Raw genomic sequence first — 23,247 nt, 5'->3', positions numbered from 1 at the left:
TCAGGAGCCTCCGAACCAGTTGTAGCCCTGGTCGACCCAATAGCCGCCGGGATACGTGTTGGTGACGAATATCTCGACGATGTGCTTCGGATTCTTGTAGCCGAGCTTGGTCGGCATGCGCAGCTTCATCGGGTAGCCGTATTTCGCGGGTAGTCGCTCGCCGTCGTAGGAAAACGTCAGCAGCGTTTGCGGATGCAATGCGGTCGGCATGTCGATGCTTTCGTAGTAGTCGTCCGCGCATTTGAAGCCGACGTACTTCGCCGTCGTATCCGCGCCGACACGCCGCAGAAAATCGCCGAAGGGCGTGCCGCCCCAACGGCCGATCGCACTCCAGCCTTCGACGCAGATATGCCGCGTGATCTGCTCGGCATGCGGCAGCGCGTACAGTTCGGGCAGCGTCCACACGCGCTTGCCGGTCACGAGCCCGCTCAGCTTCAGCTGGTAAGCGGAGCCGTCCACGTGCGGCACGTCGTCGATGCCGTAGTACGCGTTGAAGGGGAACGGTCGCGTGATCTGCGCTTCGGTGTAGGTCGGCGCGAGCTGCTTCGGATCGAACAGCGCGGCCTGCGCGCGATCGTTCAGCCGCGATACCGCGCTCAGGAAGCGGTTGACGGAAGCGTCGTCGGTCAGCGAGCAGCCGGTGAGCATCGATAGACCGCCGAGCGTCAATAGCTGCTTGCCGAACAGGCGTCGCGACGGCATCGCCAGTTCGCGCTTCGCATCGAGCAGGATCGACGCGCGGTCGAGCGTGTGGCTAACACGCTGAGTGGGTTGGTCTGCTGCTTTGTCGATCGGCTTGTTCATGATTCGGTATCCCTACAGAGTTCGCGTTGCGCATCGATGAGCGTGAACATCAGCATGGCCGTAGGCAACCGCGGCTCAACGTCCGCGCAGCATCGCGAGCAACGAACGCGGCACGAGCGCGACCATCGCCAGATGCACCGCAAGAAACGCGGCCAGCAGCGACATCGCGGTGAAGTGCACGACGCGCGCGTTGTCGTAGCCGCCCATCAGTTCACGCAGCAGCGGAAACTGCACCGACTTCCAGATCGCGAGCCCCGATAGCACCAGCACGATCAGATCGGCGATCGCGAACAGGTAGGCAAATTTCTGCACCGCGTTGTAGACGCGCAGATCGTCGTGAGACAGCTTCCCGCGCAACGCGGCGATGAAATCGCGCAGCACCGCGCGCGGCGTCAACGGCAGGAACTTGCGCACGAAACGCCCGCTCGCGAGATTCAGCGCGATATACACGAGGCCGTTGAACACCAGCAGCCACATCGCCGCGAAGTGCCATTGCAGCGCGCCGCCGAGCCAGCCACCCAGCGTGATCCCGGTCGGAAAGCTGAACGCCGGGAAGATCGGCGACGCGTCGTAGATGCGCCAGCCCGACAGCATCATCACGATCGCGGCGAGCGCGTTCAGCCAATGCGTGATGCGCAGCCACAGCGGGTGAATGACGGCGCGCTTCGGTGCGGCGGGCGCGGCGGGGGCGCGGGGGCGCAACGCGTGCGGTGTGGGTGTGGACATGGCGGCTCTCCTCGGGCAGCGGTAGAGAATGCGGCGCGTGCGATGTCGGTCAACGGCACGCTGGAAGATCGGCGGCTTGCAGCACATCGCCGCTCGCGTCGCTTTCGACGAACGCGACCACGCCAAAGCGGTCGGCGACGTTGGCGATCGGATCGGTTTTCGCGTCGACGCTCGCATCGCGTAGATCGACGTCCTGACGAATCCGCGCGTGACCGGCGACGATTGGCACCGGCCCGAACCACGCGCGCACGACGCGTTCGTGATGCAGCGTCGCGCCGCGGTTTTCGCCCGCGCCCACCTGCGTCGTCAGCGCGTTTTCGTAGACCGCGAGATAGCCGCTCAACGGACCCGTGGCGGCGTCCGTCGTGCTGAACTGCGCATCGACATCGAACGCACCGGGTGCACGCGGACTTAGTTCGAGCGCGACATTGGCCTGCGCGGGTTCGGCGACGAACTCGTCGATGCGGCGCTCGAAACTGTCGCGTTGCGACCAGTCGCGCAGCTCGCGGCCCGCGACGAACACTTCCGGCGTATAGATCGTGTGCGCGCCCGCGAGGTGCGTCAGCGTCTGCTGACGTTCGGTGAAGCGACGCTGGGAAAACCGGTCGGTCCAGCCGAGGCTGTTCCAGTAGTCGACGTGCAGTGCGAGCGGCACGATGCCGTGGGCGGCGCCATTGCTTTTCCATTGACCGAGCCAGCGGTCGGCGGGCGGGCAGCTATCGCAGCCCTCGCTGCTGTACAGCTCGACGAGCGCTAACCGGTGCGCGGGGCTGTGTGTCGCACATTGGGGCCTGGCCGCATCTGCCGCACCTATGCCCGAAGCGCTCAGCACAACGAGCGCGAGGCCGGCGGCGGGCCTCGAAAAAGTCGCTAGGCGCTGAAATAGCGAGCGATAGTGCGCGGTCGACATGACGTGCTCCGATCGAAATCTGCACGTTTGTCGGCCCGCGCGGCCGGTTATGACAAGCCTCTTTTAATTTTTTTCCGGCATGGGTAGCGAGCCAAGGCTCGCCGCGACTCAGTCGTAACTGACCACTACCGTCACGCGCGTGTCCGTATCGGTGCGCCGCGCGTTCAGCGACAGCACCCCGCCCGCGCGATCGACCGCGTAGTGGCCGTCGCGGGCCAGCACGACGTGCCCGGCGCCATCGACGAAACGCGCTGCCACCAGATCCCGCGACTGCGTGCCGCCGTTCACTTCGAGCGCGACATCGGCGCCGCTGACGACGCCCGGCGGCGCGCTGAACGTCACCGTGCGCGAGAAGCGCTGACCGGCCACGCTCGCACTTTCGACGGCGACGCCAGTGATCGCCGTATCCGCGCTGATCTGCAGCGGCGGTGCGACGATCATCCCCACGAACCGGATCACGCCGCCCGTCACCATCGATGCCGCCGGCGCCGCCAGCGGCGCGGCAAGCAATGCCACCACCGCGGCTGTGCGACCGAGCGTTCGCCACCGCATTCTTTCCGCTTTCATGTGCACCTCTCTGTCAATCGGTCAATCGGCGCGAGTCGCGTCGCGCCATTCACGCGCCATCCCGGAATCGCTTCGCAGGAGTGCGGCCTTCGCTGCACTTTGATTAACGGCAATCGTGTGACTGGCTTGAACGCTATGCGGGGCACGTCGCTTTCTTCTGGCACCGCACAAAAGACGGCCGCTCGACCGAGTGCGATGTCGCGAACGGAAACGCCCGAGACAGCGTGCTAACATCAAGCTTTCGTCGCTGGTGTCGCGGGCTTCACGTTTTGCTGCGCGGCAACCTCCTGTTCGCTATTCCCATCACCTGGTCGTTTTGCCCGTGACTTCTGTGCGTCGTCCGACTTTCCGTGTTCTCGCCCGCTTGCGCCCATGCCGCGCAGGCGGCTGCGCGCGCGCGGGTGTCGCGCCGCACGGCGCCGGCGAGACGTCCCGAACGCTCCCGCTTCGCGCCGCCCGGCGCCCTTGCTGACGTAGCCTGCCGATACCCAGGGCCGCGTCGCCGGGCTCCGGGCTTTCCCATTCGTGAACTCATCCGCCGACCACCCGCATGGGGTCGTCGCACGCGGCCATCCTCCACCGCCTTATCGGAGTCCTGATGATGAAGAAGATCAAAACCTGCTATCTGACCGAACTCGACGTGACCCGCCTCGAGAAATATGCGGCCGCCAACGCCAAGCTGCAGCACGTGCTCGACGACGTGCTCGAACGCGCGGTAATCGTTGATTCGCACGATATCCCCGCCGACGTCGTCACGATGAACTCGCAAGCGACGCTGATCGATACGGCGAGCGGCGAACAAATGACGTGGACCGTCGTCTATCCGCCCAACGCCGATTTCGCGCAAGGGCGGCTGAACGTGTTCTCGCCGGCTGGCCTCGCGCTGCTCGGCGCGCGCCGCGGCGAGAGCATCCGCTTCACGCCACCCAGCGGCGATCAGCAAGTCCTCAAGATCGCCAAAATCCTGTATCAGCCCGAAGCCGCCGACGATTTTTCCCTGTAAGCCGGCTGTTCCATTGTTGTAAGTTGCCCTGTCTGACGCGGTCTCGAAATAAGCATAGGAGATGTCCGGATTCATCTGGACCAGTTTTTTGAATCACGCAGACAGGTTGCCAAACCGCGGGCGGGCGGTGTATCGTGTGCGCTGCTAACGCGGGGGTCCTGCGTAGCGCGGAGCTGGAGGTCCGTGTTGCGTGGGTGAGAAATACCCTTTGAACCTGATCTGGATAATGCCAGCGCAGGGAAGCGTACGGATCTCGCACCAGCCTCAGCAGCCTCACCTCCCAGCGATTTCCGACCACTTCCATCTCAGTCTCCTGCTTAGCCGCCCCACTTTGTACGGAGACTTACATGAGCGCCAATCCGAAGTTTATTTCCGCCGAAGCCCATGTGGACGAGGCCGCCGTCGCGCCGCTGCCGAATTCGCGCAAGGTCTACGTGACCGGCTCACGCCCCGACATCCGAGTGCCGATGCGCGAAATCTCGCAGGCAGACACGCCCGACAGCTTCGGCGGCGAAAAGAATCCGCCGATCTACGTGTACGACACGTCGGGCCCCTACTCCGATCCGGACGCGAAGATCGACATCCGCGCGGGTCTGCCCGCGCTGCGTCAGGCGTGGATCGAAGAGCGCGGCGACACTGAGCCGCTGAGCGGTCTGTCGAGCAGCTTCAGCCGCGAGCGCGCTGCCGATCCGGCCACCGCGCAGCTGCGTTTCCCGGGTCTGCATCGCACGCCGCGGCGCGCGATCGCCGGCAAGAACGTGACGCAGATGCACTACGCGAAGCAAGGCATCATCACGCCGGAAATGGAATACATCGCGATTCGCGAGAACCAGCGCCGTGCCGAGTATCTGGAGACCCTCAAGGCGAGCGGCCCGAACGGCGCGAAGCTCGCCGCGATGATGGGCCGCCAGCATCCGGGCCAGGCGTTCGGCGCGAGCGCGTTCGGCCCGAACGGCCTCACCGAAATCACCGCGGAGTTCGTGCGCGAGGAAATCGCGCGCGGCCGCGCGATCATCCCGAACAACATCAATCACCCGGAAAGCGAGCCGATGATCATCGGCCGCAACTTCCTCGTGAAGGTGAATGCGAACATCGGCAACTCGGCGGTGACCTCCTCCATCGGCGAGGAAGTCGACAAGATGACCTGGGCGATCCGCTGGGGCGGCGACACGGTGATGGATCTGTCGACCGGCAAGCACATTCATGAAACGCGCGAATGGATCATCCGCAATAGCCCGGTGCCGATCGGCACGGTGCCGATTTACCAGGCGCTCGAAAAGGTCAACGGCAAGGCTGAAGATCTGACGTGGGAAATCTTCCGCGACACGCTCATTGAACAGGCCGAGCAGGGCGTCGACTACTTCACGATCCACGCGGGCGTGCGTCTGCAATACGTGCCGCTCACCGCGAACCGGATGACCGGCATCGTGTCGCGCGGCGGCTCGATCATGGCGAAGTGGTGCCTCGCGCATCACAAGGAAAGCTTCCTGTACGAGCATTTCGAAGACATCTGCGAAATCATGAAGGCCTACGACGTGGCTTTCTCGCTCGGCGACGGCCTGCGTCCCGGCTCGATCTACGACGCGAACGACGAAGCGCAACTGGGCGAGCTTAAGACGCTCGGCGAGCTCACGCAGATCGCATGGAAGCACGACGTGCAGGTGATGATCGAAGGTCCGGGCCATGTGCCGATGCAACTGATCAAGGAGAACATGGACCTGCAGCTCGACTGGTGCGACGAAGCGCCGTTCTACACGCTCGGGCCGCTGACCACCGACATCGCGCCGGGCTACGACCACATCACGTCGGGCATTGGCGCCGCGATGATCGGCTGGTTCGGCACCGCGATGCTGTGCTACGTGACGCCGAAGGAACACCTCGGTCTGCCGAACAAGGACGACGTGAAGACCGGCATCATCACGTACAAGCTCGCCGCGCACGCAGCGGACCTCGCGAAAGGTCATCCCGGCGCGCAGGTACGCGACAACGCGCTGTCGAAGGCGCGCTTCGAATTCCGCTGGGAAGACCAGTTCAATCTCGGTCTCGACCCGGACAAGGCGCGCGAATTCCACGACGAAACGCTGCCGAAGGATTCGGCCAAGGTCGCGCATTTCTGCTCGATGTGCGGCCCGCACTTCTGCTCGATGAAGATCACCCAGGACGTGCGCGAGTTCGCCGCGCAACAGGGCGTCAGCGATAACGAAGCGCTGCAGAAAGGCATGGAAGTCAAGTCGATCGAGTTCATGAAGCAAGGCGCGGAGATTTATCAGCGGCAATAAGCGGCTTGCGCGATACGCGCGAGTTAGCCCAGCAGTATCGGAGCCCGCCGGCATGGCGGGCTTTTTTTTGTGCCGCCGCGTCGAGCAGGCACGTTGTGTGCGGCGAGAAGGAAACAACTACGTCCAACAAAGAAGGGAGTCATCATCATGAAATCGATCCTTCAACTCCGTACTCGTCTTGGCACCGTCGCAGTTGCACTTTCGCTCGTCGCGGGTGTCGCGGCATGCGGCGACATGTCCCCACGCACACGCGATACCGCGATCGGCGCCGGTGTCGGCGGCGCAGCCGGCGCGGCGATCGGCGGCAGCGGCTTGTCGACGTTGGGCGGCGCGGCGGTAGGCGGTGTCATCGGTAACCAGATCGGCAAGTGAGCGGCAAACGAGCGTTGCGTCCGAGGATGCGTCTGACGATTCATACAGGACAGCAAACAACTTATTCCGACCACGAACCGGACTGACGAGGGCGGCGAATGCAGTGCGCCCTCGTCTCGACTATGCGCGTGGAAATAGACTTAAATATGCGGTTGCGGTTTTGCCACAGCGCTGCCGCGGCAAGAGCGTAAGCTCCTCACAACGACGTCGCGCGAGGCGGCATCGGTTCATCGAGGAGCGCGCCATGAAGTCCCGCGTCGTCACCCATCTTCGCGCGGTGCGTCTCTCGTCGCCACGCATATCGTTTCGTTGTTCCGCGAGATTCGCGCGGCCCGCCGCCCCGATTTCCGCGCTCGCCTCCAGTCTGTTTTTATCCGGCTGCTACTACCCCGCCGGCTACTATCCGGCGGGCTATTACACGTCGTACTATTCGACCGCCCCCGCGACCGCAGCGGACCAAACCACACCGGCCACCGATCCACAGCAGACGCCTCAAGCCCAGGCGCAAATGCAGGTCGCGCCGCAGGACATGCCGCCCGGTTATGCACCCCCCGCGTCCGTGTATGTGGCACCTCCGGTTTATCCCGCCTACTATCCGCCACCGGCTTATCCTTATCCCGCCTATTACGGCTATCCCCCCTACTATGGACCGTCGATCGCGATCGGCATTGGTGGCTACTGGGGGGGACATTGGGGCGGCCATTGGGGCGGCCACTGGCATTGACCTGTCTCTGTTCACCCGCCACCGCGCACACCCCGCCCGTACTTTCCCGGCTTGACTCGCCGATATGGCGCTCTATTCTTGAAAGGTTGCACGCAGCACCCGCTTAAATCAGGCGCAGCCGCTTGGTCGAGGCCACTCGCGAGCGTCCGCCATGCCAGAGCGACGCGCCGTCATGCGCAATCTCCCGCGTCGAATTACACAACAACGAAGGAGACGTGATGTTTCATCAACTGCTCACTCCAGTCGGTAATTCGCTTTTTGCGTCGTTTATCGTCGCCGCGCTGCCGATCATCGTCGTGCTCGCGCTGCTCGGCTGGGCGCGCAGGCCAGCGTGGCAGGCATCGCTCGCGGGATTGATCGTCGGTTTGATTGTCGCGATTTTCGTCTGGCAGTTTCCGGTCGGGCTCGCCCTCAACTCGGTCGCAGCCGGCGTCGTCTTTGCGCTCTGGCCGGTGATGTGGATCGTCTTCACCGCGATCCTGCTGTACAACATCGCGCAGCGCTCGGGACGCTTCGAAGCCTTCCGCCTGTGGATGATCGACAACCTGCCGAACGACCGGCGCATCGTGCTCGTCGTGGTGGGCTTTTCGTTCGGCGCGCTGCTCGAAGGCATCTCGGGCTTCGGCACCCCGGTCGCGATCACGAGTTCACTGTTGATCATGCTCGGTTTTCCGACGCTCGAAGCGCTGATCTTCACGCTGATCTTCAACACCGCGCCGGTTGCGTTCGGCGCGCTCGGCGTGCCGATCACGGTGCTCGGCGCGGTCACGCATCTGCCGTCCGATGTGCTCGGCAAGATGGTCGGGCGGCAATTGCCGTTCTTTGCGGTCCTGCTGCCCTTCTATGTGATCGGCGTGTACGCGGGCTTTCGCAACATGCTGCGGATCTGGCCGGTGCTGCTGGTGTCGGGCCTGAGCTTCGCGCTGACTCAGTTCGTCGTCTCGAACTTCGTGAACTACAGCCTGACCGACGTGCTGTCTTCGCTGGTTTCGCTGATCCTGACAGTGGCGTTCCTGCGGGTGTGGAAGCCCGTCGCCGATCCGAAATTCGCGATCAACGTCGATCGCATCAACGAGGTGCGCGGCAAGATCGGCGGCGTGCAAGGCTGGTATCCGTGGATCATCGTGTCGGTTGTCGTGATCGTCTGGACGGTAGCGAGGATCTTCACGATCGGCGACGTGAAGGTGTCGTGGCCGGGTCTCGACAAGGCCGTGTTCATCACGCTGTACAACACGCCGTACGGCGCGATCTGGGACTTCCAGCCGCTTGCGACCGGCACTGCGATCCTCGTCGCGGCGCTCATCACCGCGTTCGTCGTGCGGCTCCCCCCCGCCGAGTTCGGCAAGGCGATCTCCGACACGTGGGTGCAAACGCGCATCGCGATTCTGACCGTGGCGACGATCGTCGGCCTCGCGTATCTGATGAACTACTCGGGCCTCAACTACACGCTCGGCCTCGGGGTCGCGTCGGTCGGGCCGGTGTTTCCGCTCGTCTCGGCGTTTCTCGGCTGGGTCGCGGTGTTCCTGTCGGGCAGCGATACGTCGGGCAATGCGCTGTTCGGCAATCTGCAGGTGGTGGCGGCCAAGCAGCTCAATCTGAATCCGGTGCTGATGGCGGCGACCAACTCGTCGGGCGGCGTGATGGGCAAGATGATCTCGCCGCAGAACATTTCGACCGGCGTCGCGACCACCGACTTGAAGGGCAAGGAAGGCGTCGTGTTCGCCAAGACCTTCAAGCATTCGATTCTGCTCACGGTGCTGCTCGGCGTGCTCGTGTGGGCGCAGCAGAACTTCCTGCAATGGATGATTCCGCACTGAGCTCGCGCCGCTAACGGCGCAACGCAATTCACATCGTTTCGGACGGCGCCCGCGCATCGCGGGCTCCGTTTGCAATTCCATCCCCGCTATCCGCGCCGCCGCATCGCAATTTTTCTCACATATCGGTGAGAATTGCTCGTTTGGCGCGCACTCTCGCAGCGCTTACGATCGACCTACCCGGACGCGGCCGTCTCCCGGATCTTGCCGTTTCATCCCGCATTGAAACGAATCGCGCGATCGCACTGTTAGGATGAGCTGGCGTCCCGACTCAACTGCGCGCGGCGCCATTCCAATGAAAGCCAGAAACCTTCTGCAACTGCTGATCCTCGCCGCCCTGTGGGGCGCATCGTTCCTGTTCATCCGCGTCGGCGTGACCGACTTCGGCGTCGCGCCGCTGATGGCGCTGCGCGTCGGCATCGGCGCCCTCTTTCTCGCGATCGTGCTGATCGCGCGACGGCCGCTGCAACAGTCCGGCACGCTGTTGCGCACGCACGCGCTGCCGCTGCTCGTGGTCGGCATTCTCAATTCGGCGGCGCCATTCTGCCTGTTCGCGTATGCCGAGCTGACTCTGTCGGCGGGCGTCACGTCGGTGATCAATGCGTGCGCGCCGCTGTGGGGCGCGCTGGTCGGCTTTCTGTGGCTGCGCGACCGGCTCAGCGCGCTGCGCACACTCGGCCTCGTGGTCGGCTTTCTCGGCGTGCTGATGCTCGTGTGGGACCAGATCGCGGCGCCGGACGGCTCGGCCGCCGCGCCGCTCACCGTCGCGCTCGCCGCCGGCGCCGCGCTCGGCGCGACGCTGCTCTATGGCATCGCCGCCAACTACACGAAGCGTCACCTGACTGGCGTCGACGCGCTCAGCGTCGCGACCGGCACGATGATTGGCGCAACGATCGTATTGCTGCCGCTCGCGGTGATCTACTGGCCCGCCGCGCCGATTTCGCTGCGTGCGTGGGGCGCGGTGATCGCGCTCGGCGTCGCCTGCACCGGCATCGCGTACATGCTGTTCTTCCATCTGATCGCGGTCGCCGGTCCGACACGCGCGATCACCGTGACCTTCGTGATTCCGATCTTCGGCATTCTGTGGGGCGCGCTGTTTCTCGGCGAGACGGTGTCGCCCGGCATGCTCGAAGGGTGCGCGGTGATTCTGGTCGGCACCGCGTTGGCGACCGGCGTGATCAAGCGCTTGCCGTGGGTCGGCACGCGGCGGCGCGCGGATACCTGAGTAGGCGGTCGAAAAAAAACGCCCGGATTGCTCCGGGCGTTTTTTTCGTCGAACCGGCGGCGTTGGCCGCGAGGTTCCCGTATCAGTGCAGCTGATAGGCCATCAGGCTCATGATCTGCTTGGCCTGCGAGCTTTCGTCGACTTGCCCCTTGTCGTCGACCACGGCCACGCGGGTCTGATCCGGCGTCACCGCGCGCACGTTCACGCGATACTCCTTGGCGACCTTCTCCTTCCGGCCGTGGAAGACCTGGCTCCAGAAGCCCTGCTCGGCCGACGACATATCCTTCGGATCGACGTAGCGCACGAAATACAGACCGCGGCTCACGTCGCGGTCGTCGACCGTGAAATTGCTGCGATCGAGCGCGAGGCCCACGCGCAGCCACGCACGGTCATACGGCTCCCCGAGCGTGAGTTCGGTTGACGAGAGCTGGGCCGACGTGTTGTTGGCCGAATCCACGTCCGGCGTCGACGGCTGAGCCGCCAGCGCGACGTTCTGCGCGACGACGGCGGCCGTCGCAGACTTCGCACCCGCCGTCGCCGCGTTCGGCGCGATCTGCGTGCCCGCAGGCGACAGCTCGGCGTTCTGCGTGCCACCCGCACCCGATTCAGCACGCGCAAGGGAGGCCATCAGGCGCTTCAGATATTCCTGCTCGAGCGCCGGGTCGTTCGGCTTGGGTTGCCACTGGGTGGACTCATTGTTCGTACCGGTGATCGCCTCGCGCATGCCTTTCTGGCTGACGAACACGTAGGTGCCGCCCTTCGGCGCCGCTTCGAGACGCGTGCGGAACTTGTTGCGCTCCGAGCTCACGTAGCTGTTGCCCATCGCCTTCGACAGCGTGTTGCGGATAAAGCCGTCGTTGATCTGCGCGTGGGTTTCGTTCCAGTCGGTTTCCATCACGCCCTTGTCGCGCTGGTCGACGACGAGCAGGAAGCCTTGCTCCTGCCAGAAGCGGCGGATTTGCGGCCACGCCTGGTCGGGCGTTTTGTTGTCGATCACGAGCCAGCTTTCGGTGCCGTCGCGCTGGATATGGATGCCCTGGACGGGCGGCACGACCGCAACCGCGTCGCCGGCCGGCGCCTGCGCCTGCACCTGTTTCAGCGTGGACAGCGAAGTTTCGCCACCCTGTGGCGGCAGCGAGCGCTGATCGGCCGTCTCGTCGATCATGTTCGGCGGTACGGCAAGCGATACCTGCTTCGAACGGGAGTCGCTCCTATAGTCGATTTTGGTCGGCGACGAGGTACCGCAGCCGGCGACCAGCCCGCCTGCCATGAGCATTACTGCAAACCGCTTGGTGAGACGAAAATCAGTCATGTTCGGGGAATCCTTCCGCTACGCCACGGCAAGTTTCCGTGGATCAACCCAACATTTTACCGGTCCCGGCGAGGCGTGTGCAAAAACTGGGGTTTGCCCGGGAATCGCCGCATGCCACCGCGACGAAACGGCCACGGGAAAAAAGTCCGCGCCCGTCACGCTATTTGCCCTCCTATGAGGTAAATTTAACACTCAATGACACTTTCGAGTTGACCTTGGGAGTACTCCCAAGTCTTCGCCGGAGGCCCGCCGAAAAAGGGTTCCCGGTCTGCATGCGGCTTGTTTTCCACATTGCGTGCGGTCCTGTCCGCCGCGATGTGCAAAGACCAGAAGAAAACCGGTGCTACGTTGATCGAGTTATCTCAATAAAAATCCGGCGCCAAACGAGGAAGGCCTCATGTCCCAGTCCAGTCTCCATCTATCCGCGATCGCCTCGGTGATCGCCGTCGTCGCGTGCTGCGCGAGCTTCGGCGCGCATGCCGAATTGGGCGGCACGATGCCGAGCCAGGCGGTGGCGGGCGCGAGCGCGCCGCGCACGCTGCTCAATGGCGCACTGCGCGAGCGCACGTGGACCGACGCCGGCAATACCACGATCAACGAATACGCGACCAGCACCGGCCTGATCGTCGCGTACGCGTGGCAAGGCCCGACGATGCCGGATCTGCACGCGCTGCTCGGTAAATACGGCGACTCGTACAAGACCGGCGCCGCGGCGGCGGCCGGCAGCGGCAATCTGCATTCTTCGCGGGTCTCGCGCTCCGACGTGATCGTCGAGTCCGGCGGACCGATGCGTGGCTACGTCGGCCGCGCGTGGCTGCCGGCGGCTTTGCCCGCCGGCGTCACATCCGACGACATCCAGTGACGCGCGCGCCCCGCACGCGTCGCTCGCACCCCTTTCACGCCTGAGTTCCACCAGACGGACCGCCACGCCATGACATCCGCCTTGCGTTTCCATGCCCTGCTTCTGATCGTCTGCGCGGCCCTGGCCGGCTGCGGCGGCGGAGGCGGCAGTTCCTCATCCAGCTCGTCCGGCTCGTCCGGCTCGGGCTCGACGCCGTCCGCGAGCGCGCCGACCAGTTCCGCCAGCGCGAACGTGCCGCAATCGACCACGCCCAACGTGCAGCCGGTCACGGTCGGCGTATCGCCCGGCAATACGCGCAACATGCTGATGACGAGCGTCACCATCTGCCAGGCAGGCACCGGCACCTGCGCGACGATCGACGACATCCAGGTCGACACCGGCTCGAACGGCCTGCGCATCCTCGCTTCGGCGCTGCCGACGACGCTGTCGCTGCCGACGATCGCCGCGGGCAGCGGCGTAAGCGCCGAATGTGCGGTGTTCGGCAGCGGCTACGCATGGGGCTCGATCCGCACCGCGGACGTGCGCATGGCTGGCCAACAGGCGTCATCGATTCCGATCCAGTTGATTGCCGACAGCGCACTGCCCGGGGCGCCCGCCGACTGCGCGAACTCCGGCGGCGCGTCGCTGTTGACCGTATCGAGCCTGCACGCGAACGGCATCCTCGGCGTGGGCCTGTTCCCGGTCGACTGCGGCAACGGCTGCGCGAACTCCGCGTTGCCGCGCTGGTACTACAGCTGCACGACGGGCAACTGCAGCGCGACCGCGCAGCCGCTCGCGCAGCAGGTCACCAACCCGGTCAGCAGCTTCGCGCTCGACAACAACGGTGTGGTGATCGACCTGCCGGCTGTCGCCGATGCGGGCGCGGCGAGCGTGTCGGGCTCACTGATTTTCGGCATCGGCACCCAGTCGAACAATACGCTGACGGGCACGAACGTTCTGAGGGCGAACGCGGTGACGGGCTACGTGACTACGAACTCGGGCGGTCTCACCTATGCGGTAAGCTATCTCGATAGCGGCTCGAACGGCCTCTTCTTCCACTCGGCGCAGTTCCCGTTGTGCGGCTTCTGGTACTGCCCGACTTCGACGCAGTCGGCGAGCGCGTCGATCACCGGCATCGATGGCGTGTCGAGCACGGTGTCGTTCGACATCGCCAATTCGAACACGCTGTTCGCGTCGTCGAACAACGCGTTCGACAATCTCGCCGGCAATTCGAGCCTCGGTTTCGGCTGGGGCTTGCCGTTCTTTTACGGCAAACGCATTTACACGGCGATTGCGACGCGCAATACGTCGGCAGGCCAGGGGCCGTATTACGCGTTCTAAGGTTTGCCTGGGTTAGATGCGCAGCAACGGTGCGCCGCGCGGGCGCGAACTCAGCCCGCCGAGCTGGCCGGTTGTGCAGCCGGCGTGGCCAGCTGCGGCGGCGCGAGCCAGCGGAATACGTCGAGCTGTTCGCCATGGAATGTGCATTCGGCGGCGGCCGGCGTGCGGACCTTCGACGGCTGGGCCGGCTTGGCGGCCACCTTGACCTCGGAGGCTGCTTGCGACGCCGACGCGGTGAGCGGCGCGGAAGCCGCCGTCGCGGACGCGCTCACCGCATGCTCGATCGTCCCCTCCACCACGACCCGCGAGCCGCGAATCGCCGCCCCGCGATGGGTGACCCGCAGCCTATCCGACGACATTCCCGACGACGGCTCGGCCAGCTTGCTGCGCATCAATTGCTCGCAGGCGCTCGAGTTGCGGGTGACGATCGTGCAGGCCCCCAGCAGCGCCGCGGCGCTCGCGAGACAGGCAATAGAGAGAAGGCGAATCTTCATCGATGTTCCGTTGTTCGAAGCCCCGGTCATTGTAGCCGCTTGACCTTGACCTTGACGCCGCGCATCGGCATCGTGTTGACCGGCCGCCCGTTGCCCATATGGCGCGGCGAATTCCAGGCGAGTCTCCCCCGGTAACGACTCCGGCTTCTTCATGCTCAGCCTCGTCATGCTCGCAATCGTCGCCTACGCCGCGACCAATATCGACAACCTGTTCGTGCTGCTCGGCTTTCTGACCGAAGCGGGCGCGGAGCGACGCCGCGTGATCGCGGGACAGTACGCGGGATCGTTGATCCTGGTCGCCGCGGCGCTCGTACTCGCGGCCTTGCTCACGCGCCTGCCGGCCGGTTATGTGGGCCTGCTCGGCTTGATGCCGATCGTCGTGGGCCTGTACAAGGCGTGGCAGCGCTTCGGTCCTGGCCACGCTCGGCATGACGCTAACGAGGATGGCGAGGACGGCCGCACAAGCGCTTCGCCATCCATTCGCGGCTCATCGAGTTGGACCGTCGCGAGCGTCGCCATCGCCAACGGCTCGGACAACCTCGCCGTCTACGTGCCGCTGTACGCAAGCCATACCCCCGCCGAGAACGCGCTGGTTTCGCTCGTGTTCATCGTGATGATCGGATTGTGGTGCGCGGGCGCGGCATGGCTCGTCGATCATCCGTTGCTCGGCGCGCCAATCCGGCGGTACGGCTCGGCGCTGCTGCCGCTGATCCTGCTCGCGATAGGCTTATCGGTGTTCGTGAACAGCGATACGCTGCGGCTTTTGTCCGGCGGATGAGCAACGCGGGGCCGGGTCGAAACACTGTCCCGGCGTCGACGAATTCAATCCGCCGGCCGCGGCGGCTGCACATAAGTGCGCACGCCCGCCAGCGGCGCGCCATAGCCGCCCGCGCTCGGGTTGTTCGGCAAGCCGTTGAGCAGTTGCGCGCGCGGATCGGTCGGATTCAGATTCAGCTCGCCCGCCTGCTGGTTGCCGTGCGTCGGATACTCGCTGCCGAGCGCCGCATGTGGCATCAGGCGCGTGCTGTTCTGCGGCGCGTTCATGTCGTTCTGCGCGCTGAGCCCCTGCGCGCCGACCTGCCCGACGAACCCGCACGCCAACGCCGCGCACGCGCAGATCCTTGCGACGGCGGATATCCACGCTACCCTGTTCATGTTCGCCTCCTGCTCAATGAATTGACGACGCCTCGTAAGCTCACCCGTGAATCGAACGCGGCACGAGCACACTGCGTGCCCTTGACGCAATCTCAATAATATGTTCCCATTGCGCACTATGTACCGCGCCCAGACCACCCTATCGCTACTACTAGCCCGCTCTACCGGGCTAGGTCTGCTGCTGCGCGCGTCCGCTTCTCTCTGATACACCGAAGCATCGCTTGAATCCCCAGTAACTGACCCAGCCCCGGTTTCCGACCGGCGGCCCAGTATCGCGTTTTCGTCGTCCGGTCGACACCCGTTCCACGGTCTCTCCCTCGGATGATGAAAATGTTGAAAAACCCCGCTACCAAGTACCGTTCGTTCAAGCCGATCAATTTGACGGATCGCCAGTGGCCGTCGCGCACCATCACGCGCGCGCCGATCTGGATGAGCACCGACCTGCGCGACGGCAACCAGGCGCTGTTCGAGCCGATGAACGCCGAGCGCAAGATGCGCATGTTCAAGACGCTGGTGCAGATCGGCTTCAAGGAAATCGAAGTCGGGTTTCCGTCGGCGTCGCAGACCGATTTCGACTTCGTGCGCGAGCTGATCCAGGGCGGCCATATTCCCGACGGCGTGACGATCGAAGTGCTCACGCAGGCGCGCGACGATCTGATCGAGCGTACGTTCGAATCGTTGCGCGGCGCTCCGCGCGCGATCGTCCACGTGTACAACGCGACCGCGCCGGACTTCCGCAAGATCGTGTTCGGCCTCGAAAAGAGCGGCGTGATCGAGCTCGCGCAGAAGGCCGCGCGCACGGTGAAGCGCCTCGCCGACGCGCAGCCGGAAACGCACTTCACGCTGCAATACAGCCCGGAAGTGTTCAGCGGCACCGAACTCGAATTCGCGAAGGAAGTCTGCGACGCGGTGTTCGACATCTGGCAACCGACCCCTGAGCACAAGGCGATCGTCAATCTGCCGGCCACCGTCGAAATGGCCACGCCGAACGTCTACGCGGACCAGATCGAATGGATGCACCGCAATCTCGCGCGTCGCGATTCGCTGATCGTCTCCGTCCACCCGCATAACGACCGTGGTACGGCCGTCGCCGCCGCGGAACTCGCCGTGATGGCGGGCGCGGATCGCGTCGAAGGTTGCCTGTTCGGAAATGGCGAGCGCACCGGCAACGTCGATCTCGTCACGCTCGCGTTGAATCTGTACACGCAAGGCGTCGATCCCGAGCTCGATTTCTCGAACATCAACGAAGTCGCGCGCACGGCCGAGGAATGCACGCAGTTGCCGATCCATCCGCGTCATCCTTATGTCGGCGACCTCGTCTTCACCGCGTTCTCGGGCTCGCACCAGGACGCGATCAAGAAGGGCTTCGCCGCGCAGAAGCCGGACGCGATCTGGGAAGTGCCGTACATGCCGATCGATCCGAGCGACCTCGGCCGCACCTACGACTCCGTGATTCGCGTGAACAGCCAGTCGGGCAAGGGCGGCATCGCGTATCTGCTCGAACAGAGCTACGGCGTCGTGTTGCCGCGCCGCCTGCAGGTCGACTTCAGCTCGGCCGTGCAGCGCTTCACCGACGACAGCGGCCAGGAAGTCACGCCGGCGCAGATCTGGGAACTGTTCCAGCAGGAATACGTGCGCACGGCGGAGCCGGTCCGCTATGTCGGCCACAGCCTGTCCGAGCACGACGGCCGCGAGCACATCAGGCTCAACGTCGAAATCAACGGCACGCCGCGCGTGCTGACGGGCGCCGGCAACGGCCCGCTCGACGCGCTGATGAACGCGTTCGACGTGCCCGTGCGCATCCAGCACTACGAGGAACGCGCGCTCACGCAGGGCGCCGATGCGCGCGCGATCGCGATCGCCGAAATGGCCGGCGCCGATGTGGCCGGCAGCGCGTTCGGCGTCGGTGTCGATGCGAACCTGATCACCGCGTCGATTCGTGCGGTGATCAGCGGCGTGAATCGCGCGTATGCCCGCGTGAACGCGGATGCACAGGAGCGTTTCTTTGACGCCGCGCTGAGCGACGCGACGGTGTGACGCCTGGATCTGCCGCGTTGAACGCGCGGCACGCCGCATGTTCAACGGGCTGATGGCAATGAAGAAGGGGCGTCTCGACCACGCCCCTTCTTTTTTGACCTGAATATATTCGCGTCAAAGTCGGCCGAGGTTCACTGAAACACGTCCCGGCCGAAGTACTTGAGCGAAATCCGCTGATAGGTGCCGTCTTTTCTCATGCGGGCGAGCGCATCGTCGATCGCGACGCGCAGCTTCGGATTGCCCTTGCGGATCAGTACCGCCGACTTGTCGCTGCTATCGGGCGACGTATCGACCGCGACGACCTTGATCCTCGCGTCGGGCACGCGCTTCGTATAGTCGAGAAACGACAATGAATCGTTGACGGTCGCATCGACGCGGCCCGTGACGAGCAGATCGATCGATTCGTCGAAGCCCTGCGCCGGAATCACCTGCGCGCCGTGCGCGGCCGCGATCCGCCCGACGTTGCTGGTCAGGGTGTTGGCCGACTTGCGGCCCTTCAGGTCATCGAAAGATCTGATCGTCGTGTTGTCGGAGGCGACGATCAACACCGCGTGCGACGTGATGTACGGGTCCGAGTAATCGTATTTGAGCTTGCGCTCGTCGGTGATCGCGACCTCGTTGATCACCGCGTCGTAGCGATTGACGTCGAGACCGGCGATCAACCCATCCCATTTGCCTTCGATGAATTGCGGCTTGACGCCGAGACGCTGCGCGATCGCGCTGGCGAGTTCGACGTCGAAGCCGGTCAGCTTGCCCGCCTCGTCGTGATACGTGAAAGGTGCGTACGTGCCTTCGGTGCCGATCCGGAACACGCCCGACGCCCTGATCTGCGCGAGCTCGTCGGCGCTCGCCGGATGCGCCAGGACGGCATGCAATAGCGCGGCCATCGCGAGTGAACGAATCGGCTTCATCGGACGGCTCCGGTCTGAGTGGCTGCGCAGGTGGCGGACTGCCGCGTTTGGCAAAGGGATGCCGGCGCGCGGCCGGCTGCGTGGGCCGACTGTAGCAAATCGTCCGCGATTTTCAAAATGATTCGCGCGCGATCAGTCCGTCAGTACGTCAGTACGTCTCGAGATGCAGCCGCCCTTCCCGCTTCAGCTTCGCCCACAGCGCTTGCCAATCGAGCTGATGCTGCTCGCCGATATCCTCGAGCGCCTGCAGCACACCATCCTCCATGCCTTTGAGGCCGCACACGTAGATATAGGTGTTGTCGTCTTTCAGCAGGTTCGCAACGTCGGCCGAACGTTCGCGCATCGCGTCCTGCACATAGCGCTTCGGCTGTCCCGGCGTGCGCGAAAACGCGAGCGTGGTGTCGATGAAATCCTTCGGCAGATTCGTCAGCGGACCGAAGTACGGCAACTCCTCCTTGGTACGCGCGCCGAAGAACAGCATCAGCTTGCCGGTCGCGCCTTTCAGGCGCTTGCGCCGGCGGTACTCGGTCATCGCGCGCATCGGCGCGGAGCCGGTGCCAGTACAGATCATCAGCAGATGCGAGTTCGGATGATTCGGCATCAGGAAGGTGCTGCCGAACGGACCGATCACGTTGACGACGTCGCCCTTCTTCAGATCGCACAGATAGTTCGAGCAGACGCCGTCGATTGCGTCGCCGCGCTGCTGCGACACGCGCTTCACCGTCAGCGACACGTTGTTATAGCCGGGCCGCTCGCCGTCGCGCGGACTCGCGATCGAGTACTGGCGCGCGTGGTGCACGCGGCCGTCGGCGGCAGCCCCCGGCGGCAGAATACCGATCGACTGGCCTTCGAGCACCGGAAACGGCATCGAGCCGAAGTCGAGCACGATGTGATGGATGTCGCTCGATGTGGCGCTGTCGGTGAGCCGGTAGTTGCCGACCACCGTCGCGGTGGTCGGCGCCTTGTGCGTGTACAGATTCACGTACGGCTTCGCAGCCGACCACGGCGGCACGACCGCGCCGCGCACGGTGTCGACTTCGATGCCGTCGGCTTCGGCGGAACTGTCGCCCGCGGCGGAAGCGGCCACTGTTTCTTCAGCCGGCACGGCCATCGTGTTCTGCTCCGGCAGCACGTCCCACCTGAACTGCTCGTCGATCGAATACGCGTCGGCCTTCAGCACCGTGCGCCAGTTGTCGATCGCGCCGGTCGGACACGGCGGCACGCAGGCCATGCAGCCGTTGCAGACATCGGCCTTCACGACGTAGTTGTTGTCGTCGTGCGTGATCGCATCGATCGGACAGGTCTCTTCGCAGGTATTGCAGCGAATGCAGATCTCCGGATCGATCAGATGCTGCCGCAGAACTTCGACCGATACTGGGCCGTTCATGACTTCCTCCACCTCGCAATACGGCGCGCGCGTGGCGCGCCTTTCGTGCTTCGGGTGCTAGGGCCTGCGCACAGGCCCTAGTTGAAGCGCACGTATTCGAAATCGACCGGCTGACGGTTCACGCCCATCGCGGGCGGCGCGATCCAGTTCGCGAACTTGCCCGGTTCGGCCACGCGACCCATCAGCGAAGCGACGAACGCGCGGTCTTCCGGCGTGGCGAGCCACGTCGCTTCATTGGCGGCCCATTCGGCTTCGCTGATCACGCGGCCATCGGGCGACACCCGCGTGCCCGCGAACGTGCCGATCTGCCGGTTGAAAGCCTTGTGCGGCACCGTCATGCGAAAGTCGATGCCGGCCTTCTCGAGCACCTTGTTCCAGCGCCCGACGCCCGCGACCGAGTCCTTGATGTAATCGTCGCGCAGCACTTCGTTCATCGCGTTTAGCATCGGCACCTCGCGCTCGACGAGCTTGCCGTCCTGCACGTCGAGCAGCTTGTAGCTATGCTCGTTCAGCCGATGATCGTCGTCGCGCTTGCCTTCCTCGTAACGGCCCTTCAGGCCCGAACTATAGAACGTCGCTGCGTTCGACGAATGATCGGCGCCGAACAGGTCGATGGTGACCGAGTAATGGAAGTTCAGATAGCGCTGGATGGTCGGCAGGTCGATCACGCCGGCCGCGCGAATCTTCGCGACGTCGTCGCTGCCGAGCTCGTTCATCACCTGCGCGGTGCGCTGGATCACGCGCGACACGCCCGACTCGCCGACGAACATATGATGCGCTTCCTCGGTCAGCATGAACTTCGTGGTACGCGCGAGCGGATCGAAACCCGACTCCGCGAGCGCCGACAACTGGAACTTGCCGTCGCGGTCGGTGAAGTACGTGAACATGTAGAACGCGAGCCAGTCCGGCGTTTTCTCGTTGAACGCGCCGAGAATGCGCGGATTGTCTTCGTCGCCCGAGCGGCGGCCGAGCAAGGCTTCGGCTTCCTCGCGACCGTCGCGGCCGAAGTAGCGATGCAGCAGATACACCATCGCCCACAGATGCCGGCCTTCCTCGACGTTGACCTGAAACAGGTTGCGCAGATCGTACAGCGACGGCGCGGTCAAGCCGAGGTGACGCTGCTGCTCGACCGAAGCCGGCTCCGTATCGCCCTGCGTGACGATGATGCGGCGCAGGTTCGCGCGATGCTCGCCGGGCACGTCCTGCCACGCGGCCTCGCCCTTGTGCTCGCCGAAGTGGATCTTGCGATCCTGCTCGCCCGGCGTGAGGAAAATACCCCAGCGGTACTCCGGCATTTTCACGTAGTCGAAGTGCGCCCAGCCGCCCGCGTCGACGCTGACCGCGGTGCGCAGATATACGTCGTAGCTGTGCGAGCCTTCCGGGCCCATGTCGCCCCACCACGACAGAAAGTTCGGCTGCCATTGTTCGAGCGCGCGCTGCAGTGCGCGGTCGTCGGCGAGGTTGACGTTGTTCGGAATCTTTTCGCTGTAGTTGATCGAGGACATGGTCGGTTCCCTGGGTCGATTCCCTATTCGGAAGCTGCAGTGGCGAGAGGTGCGTATCGGCAGGCGGCGTCGTTTGGTCGGTGTGAGCGCGATGCCGATTACACGCGCGACACATCGAATTGCGCCTTGCTGCCCTTGCCGTACACCTTGAGCGCACCCTTGTCGCCCACTGCGTTCGGCCGGTTGAAGATCCAGTTCTGCCAGGCGGTGAGACGGCCGAAGATGCGCGTCTCCATCGTCTCCGGCCCGTTGAAGCGCAGATTCGCTTCGAGGCCGGTCAATGCATCGGGCGACATCGCCGCGCGCTCTTCGAGCGCAATGCGGATTTCGTCGGCCCAATCGATATCGTCCGGCGACGCGGTAACGAGACCGAGGCGCTCGGCATCGAGCGCCTTGACCGGCTGGCCGATCAGCGCGCGCACCGCGTCGAGCGGCTCGGCTTCCTCGTAGAAGCGCCGCGCGAGCCGCGACTGATGCGTGACCATCGGATACAGACCGAAGTTGACTTCCGACAGCGTGATCGACGGCTCCTCGTCCTCGTTGTCGGGAAGCGCCGCCATGTAGGTGCGATCGGCGGCGAACGCGAGTTCGGCGAACGTGCCGGCGAAGCACGAACCCGGCTCGATCAGCGTGAAGATGGAACGCGACGACACGTCGAGGCGCGCGAGCGTGCGACGCAGCATGCCGATCGTTTCGCGCACGAACCAGTGATCCTTGTGCTGCAGCAGCGTCGCATCGACGGCGAGCAGATGGCGCGCGTCGCCTTCGGTCTTGAACACCCAGGTGCCGATGTCGAGCGCGTTGGTGCGCATCGACAGGATCGCGTCGTCGAGTTCGCGGGCGAATTGCAGCGGCCACCAGTTAGCGCCGGCCGCGACGATCGCGGCGAGCTCGGTCGGTTGCTCGGTGCGCGGCGCGCGCGCGGTGAAGGTCGCCACCCGTTTCGCACGATCGATGGTCACGTCCACGGTCTGGTAGCCGAGGCCGTCTTCGCGATCCGTGCGTTCGATGCGCGTGAGCGCGACACCCTGTGCATCGGCCGGACGATCGCTGTGCGCGCCGAGTTCGAGCGCGCGCGCCTGAATGGCCTGCTCGAACTGGTTCGGCTTCACGACTTCGTCGACGAGACGCCATGCCTTCGCGCGCTCGCCACGCACTCCCTCGACGAGCGTGCAGAAAATATCCGCGCGGTCGTGGCGCACTTTGCGTTTATCGGTCACGCGCGTGAGACCGCCAGTGCCGGGCAGCACGCCGAGCAGCGGCACTTCTGGCAGCGACACCGAAGAGGAACGATCGTCGATCAGATAGATTTCGTCGCAGGCGAGCGCGAGTTCATAACCGCCGCCCGCGCATGCGCCGTTCACCGCGGCGAGAAACTTCAGCCCCGAATGGCGCGACGAATCTTCGAGGCCATTGCGCGTTTCGTTCGTGAACTTGCAGAAGTTGACCTTCCATGCGTGCGACGACAGGCCCAGCATGAAGATATTCGCGCCCGAGCAGAACACCCGGTCCTTCAGGCTCGTCACCACCACCGTGCGAACTTCCGGATGCTCGAAGCGAATCCGCTGGATCGCGTCGTGCAGCTCGATGTCGACGCCGAGGTCATACGAATTGAGCTTCAGCTTGTAGCCGTCGCGAATGCCGCCGTCCTCGGCGATGTCGATGCCGAGTGTCGCGACCGGACCATTGAAGCTGAGCTTCCAGTGCTTGTACTGCGACGGCTCGGTGCGGTAGTCGACCGGCGCCGCCTCGGCAACGACGGCAGGTACTGTGGACATGGGGCGTCTCCTGACTGGACGATGCAATCTGTTTTTTTTGAACAATAGTGCATCGCCATACC

General features: G+C 64.4%; 21 protein-coding genes and 1 riboswitch. Of the genes, 10 read left to right on the top strand and 11 right to left on the bottom strand.

The features are described from left to right. From QFZ94_RS18560 to QFZ94_RS18545, 4 genes are all read right to left on the bottom strand, one after another. A complete protein-coding gene (locus QFZ94_RS18560; protein ID WP_368587537.1) occupies positions 1–804 on the bottom strand; it encodes a molybdopterin-dependent oxidoreductase in 804 nt (267 codons plus the stop codon). A gap of 75 nt (positions 805–879) precedes the next feature. Next, the gene (locus QFZ94_RS18555) at positions 880–1,530 is read right to left on the bottom strand and encodes a cytochrome b/b6 domain-containing protein (RefSeq protein ID WP_368587538.1); all 651 of its coding nucleotides are present in this window, start codon (positions 1,528–1,530) and stop codon (positions 880–882) included. A gap of 49 nt (positions 1,531–1,579) precedes the next feature. Then, positions 1,580–2,440 (bottom strand): DUF1223 domain-containing protein, encoded by an 861-nt coding sequence (locus QFZ94_RS18550; RefSeq protein ID WP_429458684.1) that lies wholly within the window; start codon positions 2,438–2,440, stop codon positions 1,580–1,582. A 108-nt stretch (positions 2,441–2,548) separates the two neighbouring features. After that, entirely contained in the window at positions 2,549–3,007 is a 459-nt protein-coding gene (locus QFZ94_RS18545; protein WP_429458682.1) for a hypothetical protein, read from the bottom strand. 598 nt (positions 3,008–3,605) lie between these two features. On the opposite strand from QFZ94_RS18545, the gene QFZ94_RS18540 reads away from it, so the two are divergent. The 6 genes from QFZ94_RS18540 to QFZ94_RS18515 all read left to right on the top strand — a co-directional run bounded on the left by QFZ94_RS18540 (position 3,606) and on the right by QFZ94_RS18515 (position 10,424). After that, positions 3,606–4,010: a GreA/GreB family elongation factor gene (locus QFZ94_RS18540; protein WP_368587541.1), complete on the top strand. Its 405-nt coding sequence runs from the start codon at positions 3,606–3,608 to the stop codon at positions 4,008–4,010. Positions 4,011–4,151: 141 nt separating this feature from the next. Further along, a riboswitch (TPP riboswitch) is annotated at positions 4,152–4,269 on the top strand. An 88-nt stretch (positions 4,270–4,357) separates the two neighbouring features. Next, entirely contained in the window at positions 4,358–6,289 is a 1,932-nt protein-coding gene (gene thiC, locus QFZ94_RS18535) for a phosphomethylpyrimidine synthase ThiC (RefSeq protein ID WP_368587542.1), read from the top strand. 147 nt (positions 6,290–6,436) lie between these two features. Beyond that, positions 6,437–6,661 (top strand): glycine zipper 2TM domain-containing protein, encoded by a 225-nt coding sequence (locus QFZ94_RS18530; RefSeq protein ID WP_410847821.1) that lies wholly within the window; start codon positions 6,437–6,439, stop codon positions 6,659–6,661. Between the two features lie 244 nt (positions 6,662–6,905). Next, positions 6,906–7,385 carry a hypothetical protein gene (locus QFZ94_RS18525; protein ID WP_429458679.1) on the top strand — a complete coding sequence of 160 codons (480 nt, stop codon included), beginning with the start codon at positions 6,906–6,908 and terminating at the stop codon, positions 7,383–7,385. Positions 7,386–7,603: 218 nt separating this feature from the next. Further along, on the top strand, positions 7,604–9,202 hold the full coding sequence (locus QFZ94_RS18520) for an L-lactate permease (RefSeq protein ID WP_368587545.1): 1,599 nt from the start codon (positions 7,604–7,606) through the stop codon (positions 9,200–9,202). Between the two features lie 292 nt (positions 9,203–9,494). After that, on the top strand, positions 9,495–10,424 hold the full coding sequence (locus QFZ94_RS18515; RefSeq protein WP_368587546.1) for a DMT family transporter: 930 nt from the start codon (positions 9,495–9,497) through the stop codon (positions 10,422–10,424). 82 nt (positions 10,425–10,506) lie between these two features. Here QFZ94_RS18515 and bamC read toward each other — a convergent pair whose 3' ends face one another. Beyond that, on the bottom strand, positions 10,507–11,736 hold the full coding sequence (gene bamC, locus QFZ94_RS18510; RefSeq protein WP_368587547.1) for an outer membrane protein assembly factor BamC: 1,230 nt from the start codon (positions 11,734–11,736) through the stop codon (positions 10,507–10,509). 397 nt (positions 11,737–12,133) lie between these two features. Here bamC and QFZ94_RS18505 point away from each other — a divergent pair, with 397 nt between their 5' ends. Together QFZ94_RS18505 and QFZ94_RS18500 are read left to right on the top strand one after the other, a co-directional pair. Beyond that, positions 12,134–12,598 carry a DUF2844 domain-containing protein gene (locus QFZ94_RS18505; protein WP_429458676.1) on the top strand — a complete coding sequence of 155 codons (465 nt, stop codon included), beginning with the start codon at positions 12,134–12,136 and terminating at the stop codon, positions 12,596–12,598. A 69-nt stretch (positions 12,599–12,667) separates the two neighbouring features. Beyond that, positions 12,668–13,918, top strand: coding sequence for a DUF3443 domain-containing protein (locus QFZ94_RS18500; RefSeq protein ID WP_429458674.1), 1,251 nt, complete (start codon positions 12,668–12,670; stop codon positions 13,916–13,918). 50 nt (positions 13,919–13,968) lie between these two features. Here QFZ94_RS18500 and QFZ94_RS18495 read toward each other — a convergent pair whose 3' ends face one another. Next, positions 13,969–14,412 (bottom strand): hypothetical protein, encoded by a 444-nt coding sequence (locus QFZ94_RS18495; RefSeq protein WP_429458672.1) that lies wholly within the window; start codon positions 14,410–14,412, stop codon positions 13,969–13,971. 151 nt (positions 14,413–14,563) lie between these two features. Between QFZ94_RS18495 and QFZ94_RS18490 the strand changes: the two genes are divergently transcribed. After that, positions 14,564–15,190, top strand: coding sequence for a cadmium resistance transporter (locus QFZ94_RS18490; RefSeq protein ID WP_429458670.1), 627 nt, complete (start codon positions 14,564–14,566; stop codon positions 15,188–15,190). 44 nt (positions 15,191–15,234) lie between these two features. On the opposite strand, the gene QFZ94_RS18485 is transcribed toward QFZ94_RS18490, so the two are convergent. Next, a complete protein-coding gene (locus tag QFZ94_RS18485) occupies positions 15,235–15,567 on the bottom strand; it encodes a hypothetical protein (RefSeq protein ID WP_429458668.1) in 333 nt (110 codons plus the stop codon). Positions 15,568–15,897: 330 nt separating this feature from the next. Between QFZ94_RS18485 and leuA the strand changes: the two genes are divergently transcribed. Further along, positions 15,898–17,604, top strand: a complete 1,707-nt coding sequence (gene leuA / locus QFZ94_RS18480; protein WP_429458666.1) for a 2-isopropylmalate synthase — start codon at positions 15,898–15,900, stop codon at positions 17,602–17,604. Between the two features lie 131 nt (positions 17,605–17,735). On the opposite strand, the gene QFZ94_RS18475 is transcribed toward leuA, so the two are convergent. The 4 genes from QFZ94_RS18475 to boxC all read right to left on the bottom strand — a co-directional run bounded on the left by QFZ94_RS18475 (position 17,736) and on the right by boxC (position 23,185). Next, a complete protein-coding gene (locus QFZ94_RS18475) occupies positions 17,736–18,515 on the bottom strand; it encodes an amino acid ABC transporter substrate-binding protein (protein WP_429458664.1) in 780 nt (259 codons plus the stop codon). 148 nt (positions 18,516–18,663) lie between these two features. Beyond that, positions 18,664–19,902: a benzoyl-CoA 2,3-epoxidase subunit BoxA gene (boxA, locus tag QFZ94_RS18470; protein ID WP_429458662.1), complete on the bottom strand. Its 1,239-nt coding sequence runs from the start codon at positions 19,900–19,902 to the stop codon at positions 18,664–18,666. 77 nt (positions 19,903–19,979) lie between these two features. Beyond that, positions 19,980–21,407, bottom strand: coding sequence for a benzoyl-CoA 2,3-epoxidase subunit BoxB (gene boxB, locus QFZ94_RS18465; protein WP_410847812.1), 1,428 nt, complete (start codon positions 21,405–21,407; stop codon positions 19,980–19,982). 98 nt (positions 21,408–21,505) lie between these two features. Continuing rightward, positions 21,506–23,185 carry a 2,3-epoxybenzoyl-CoA dihydrolase gene (boxC, locus tag QFZ94_RS18460; RefSeq protein WP_429458660.1) on the bottom strand — a complete coding sequence of 560 codons (1,680 nt, stop codon included), beginning with the start codon at positions 23,183–23,185 and terminating at the stop codon, positions 21,506–21,508. Between the last annotated feature and the right edge of the window lie 62 nt (positions 23,186–23,247).

This window comes from Paraburkholderia sp. JPY465 (genome assembly GCF_050436725.1).
Classification (GTDB): domain Bacteria; phylum Pseudomonadota; class Gammaproteobacteria; order Burkholderiales; family Burkholderiaceae; genus Paraburkholderia; species Paraburkholderia youngii.
The sequence above is the reverse complement of the archived record's forward strand: the minus strand, read 5'-3'. Positions and strand labels throughout refer to the sequence as shown.

What these genes read in the sequence shown, in the direction of transcription:
- QFZ94_RS18560 (WP_368587537.1), bottom strand. Translation starts at nt 804, where the DNA reads ATGAACAAGCCGATCGACAAAGCAGCAGACCAACCCACTCAGCGTGTT.
- QFZ94_RS18555 (WP_368587538.1), bottom strand. Translation starts at nt 1,530, where the DNA reads ATGTCCACACCCACACCGCACGCGTTGCGCCCCCGCGCCCCCGCCGCG.
- QFZ94_RS18550 (WP_429458684.1), bottom strand. Translation starts at nt 2,440, where the DNA reads ATGTCGACCGCGCACTATCGCTCGCTATTTCAGCGCCTAGCGACTTTT.
- QFZ94_RS18545 (WP_429458682.1), bottom strand. Translation starts at nt 3,007, where the DNA reads ATGAAAGCGGAAAGAATGCGGTGGCGAACGCTCGGTCGCACAGCCGCG.
- QFZ94_RS18540 (WP_368587541.1), top strand. Translation starts at nt 3,606, where the DNA reads ATGATGAAGAAGATCAAAACCTGCTATCTGACCGAACTCGACGTGACC.
- thiC (WP_368587542.1), top strand. Translation starts at nt 4,358, where the DNA reads ATGAGCGCCAATCCGAAGTTTATTTCCGCCGAAGCCCATGTGGACGAG.
- QFZ94_RS18530 (WP_410847821.1), top strand. Translation starts at nt 6,437, where the DNA reads ATGAAATCGATCCTTCAACTCCGTACTCGTCTTGGCACCGTCGCAGTT.
- QFZ94_RS18525 (WP_429458679.1), top strand. Translation starts at nt 6,906, where the DNA reads ATGAAGTCCCGCGTCGTCACCCATCTTCGCGCGGTGCGTCTCTCGTCG.
- QFZ94_RS18520 (WP_368587545.1), top strand. Translation starts at nt 7,604, where the DNA reads ATGTTTCATCAACTGCTCACTCCAGTCGGTAATTCGCTTTTTGCGTCG.
- QFZ94_RS18515 (WP_368587546.1), top strand. Translation starts at nt 9,495, where the DNA reads ATGAAAGCCAGAAACCTTCTGCAACTGCTGATCCTCGCCGCCCTGTGG.
- bamC (WP_368587547.1), bottom strand. Translation starts at nt 11,736, where the DNA reads ATGACTGATTTTCGTCTCACCAAGCGGTTTGCAGTAATGCTCATGGCA.
- QFZ94_RS18505 (WP_429458676.1), top strand. Translation starts at nt 12,134, where the DNA reads ATGTCCCAGTCCAGTCTCCATCTATCCGCGATCGCCTCGGTGATCGCC.
- QFZ94_RS18500 (WP_429458674.1), top strand. Translation starts at nt 12,668, where the DNA reads ATGACATCCGCCTTGCGTTTCCATGCCCTGCTTCTGATCGTCTGCGCG.
- QFZ94_RS18495 (WP_429458672.1), bottom strand. Translation starts at nt 14,412, where the DNA reads ATGAAGATTCGCCTTCTCTCTATTGCCTGTCTCGCGAGCGCCGCGGCG.
- QFZ94_RS18490 (WP_429458670.1), top strand. Translation starts at nt 14,564, where the DNA reads ATGCTCAGCCTCGTCATGCTCGCAATCGTCGCCTACGCCGCGACCAAT.
- QFZ94_RS18485 (WP_429458668.1), bottom strand. Translation starts at nt 15,567, where the DNA reads ATGAACAGGGTAGCGTGGATATCCGCCGTCGCAAGGATCTGCGCGTGC.
- leuA (WP_429458666.1), top strand. Translation starts at nt 15,898, where the DNA reads ATGTTGAAAAACCCCGCTACCAAGTACCGTTCGTTCAAGCCGATCAAT.
- QFZ94_RS18475 (WP_429458664.1), bottom strand. Translation starts at nt 18,515, where the DNA reads ATGAAGCCGATTCGTTCACTCGCGATGGCCGCGCTATTGCATGCCGTC.
- boxA (WP_429458662.1), bottom strand. Translation starts at nt 19,902, where the DNA reads ATGAACGGCCCAGTATCGGTCGAAGTTCTGCGGCAGCATCTGATCGAT.
- boxB (WP_410847812.1), bottom strand. Translation starts at nt 21,407, where the DNA reads ATGTCCTCGATCAACTACAGCGAAAAGATTCCGAACAACGTCAACCTC.
- boxC (WP_429458660.1), bottom strand. Translation starts at nt 23,185, where the DNA reads ATGTCCACAGTACCTGCCGTCGTTGCCGAGGCGGCGCCGGTCGACTAC.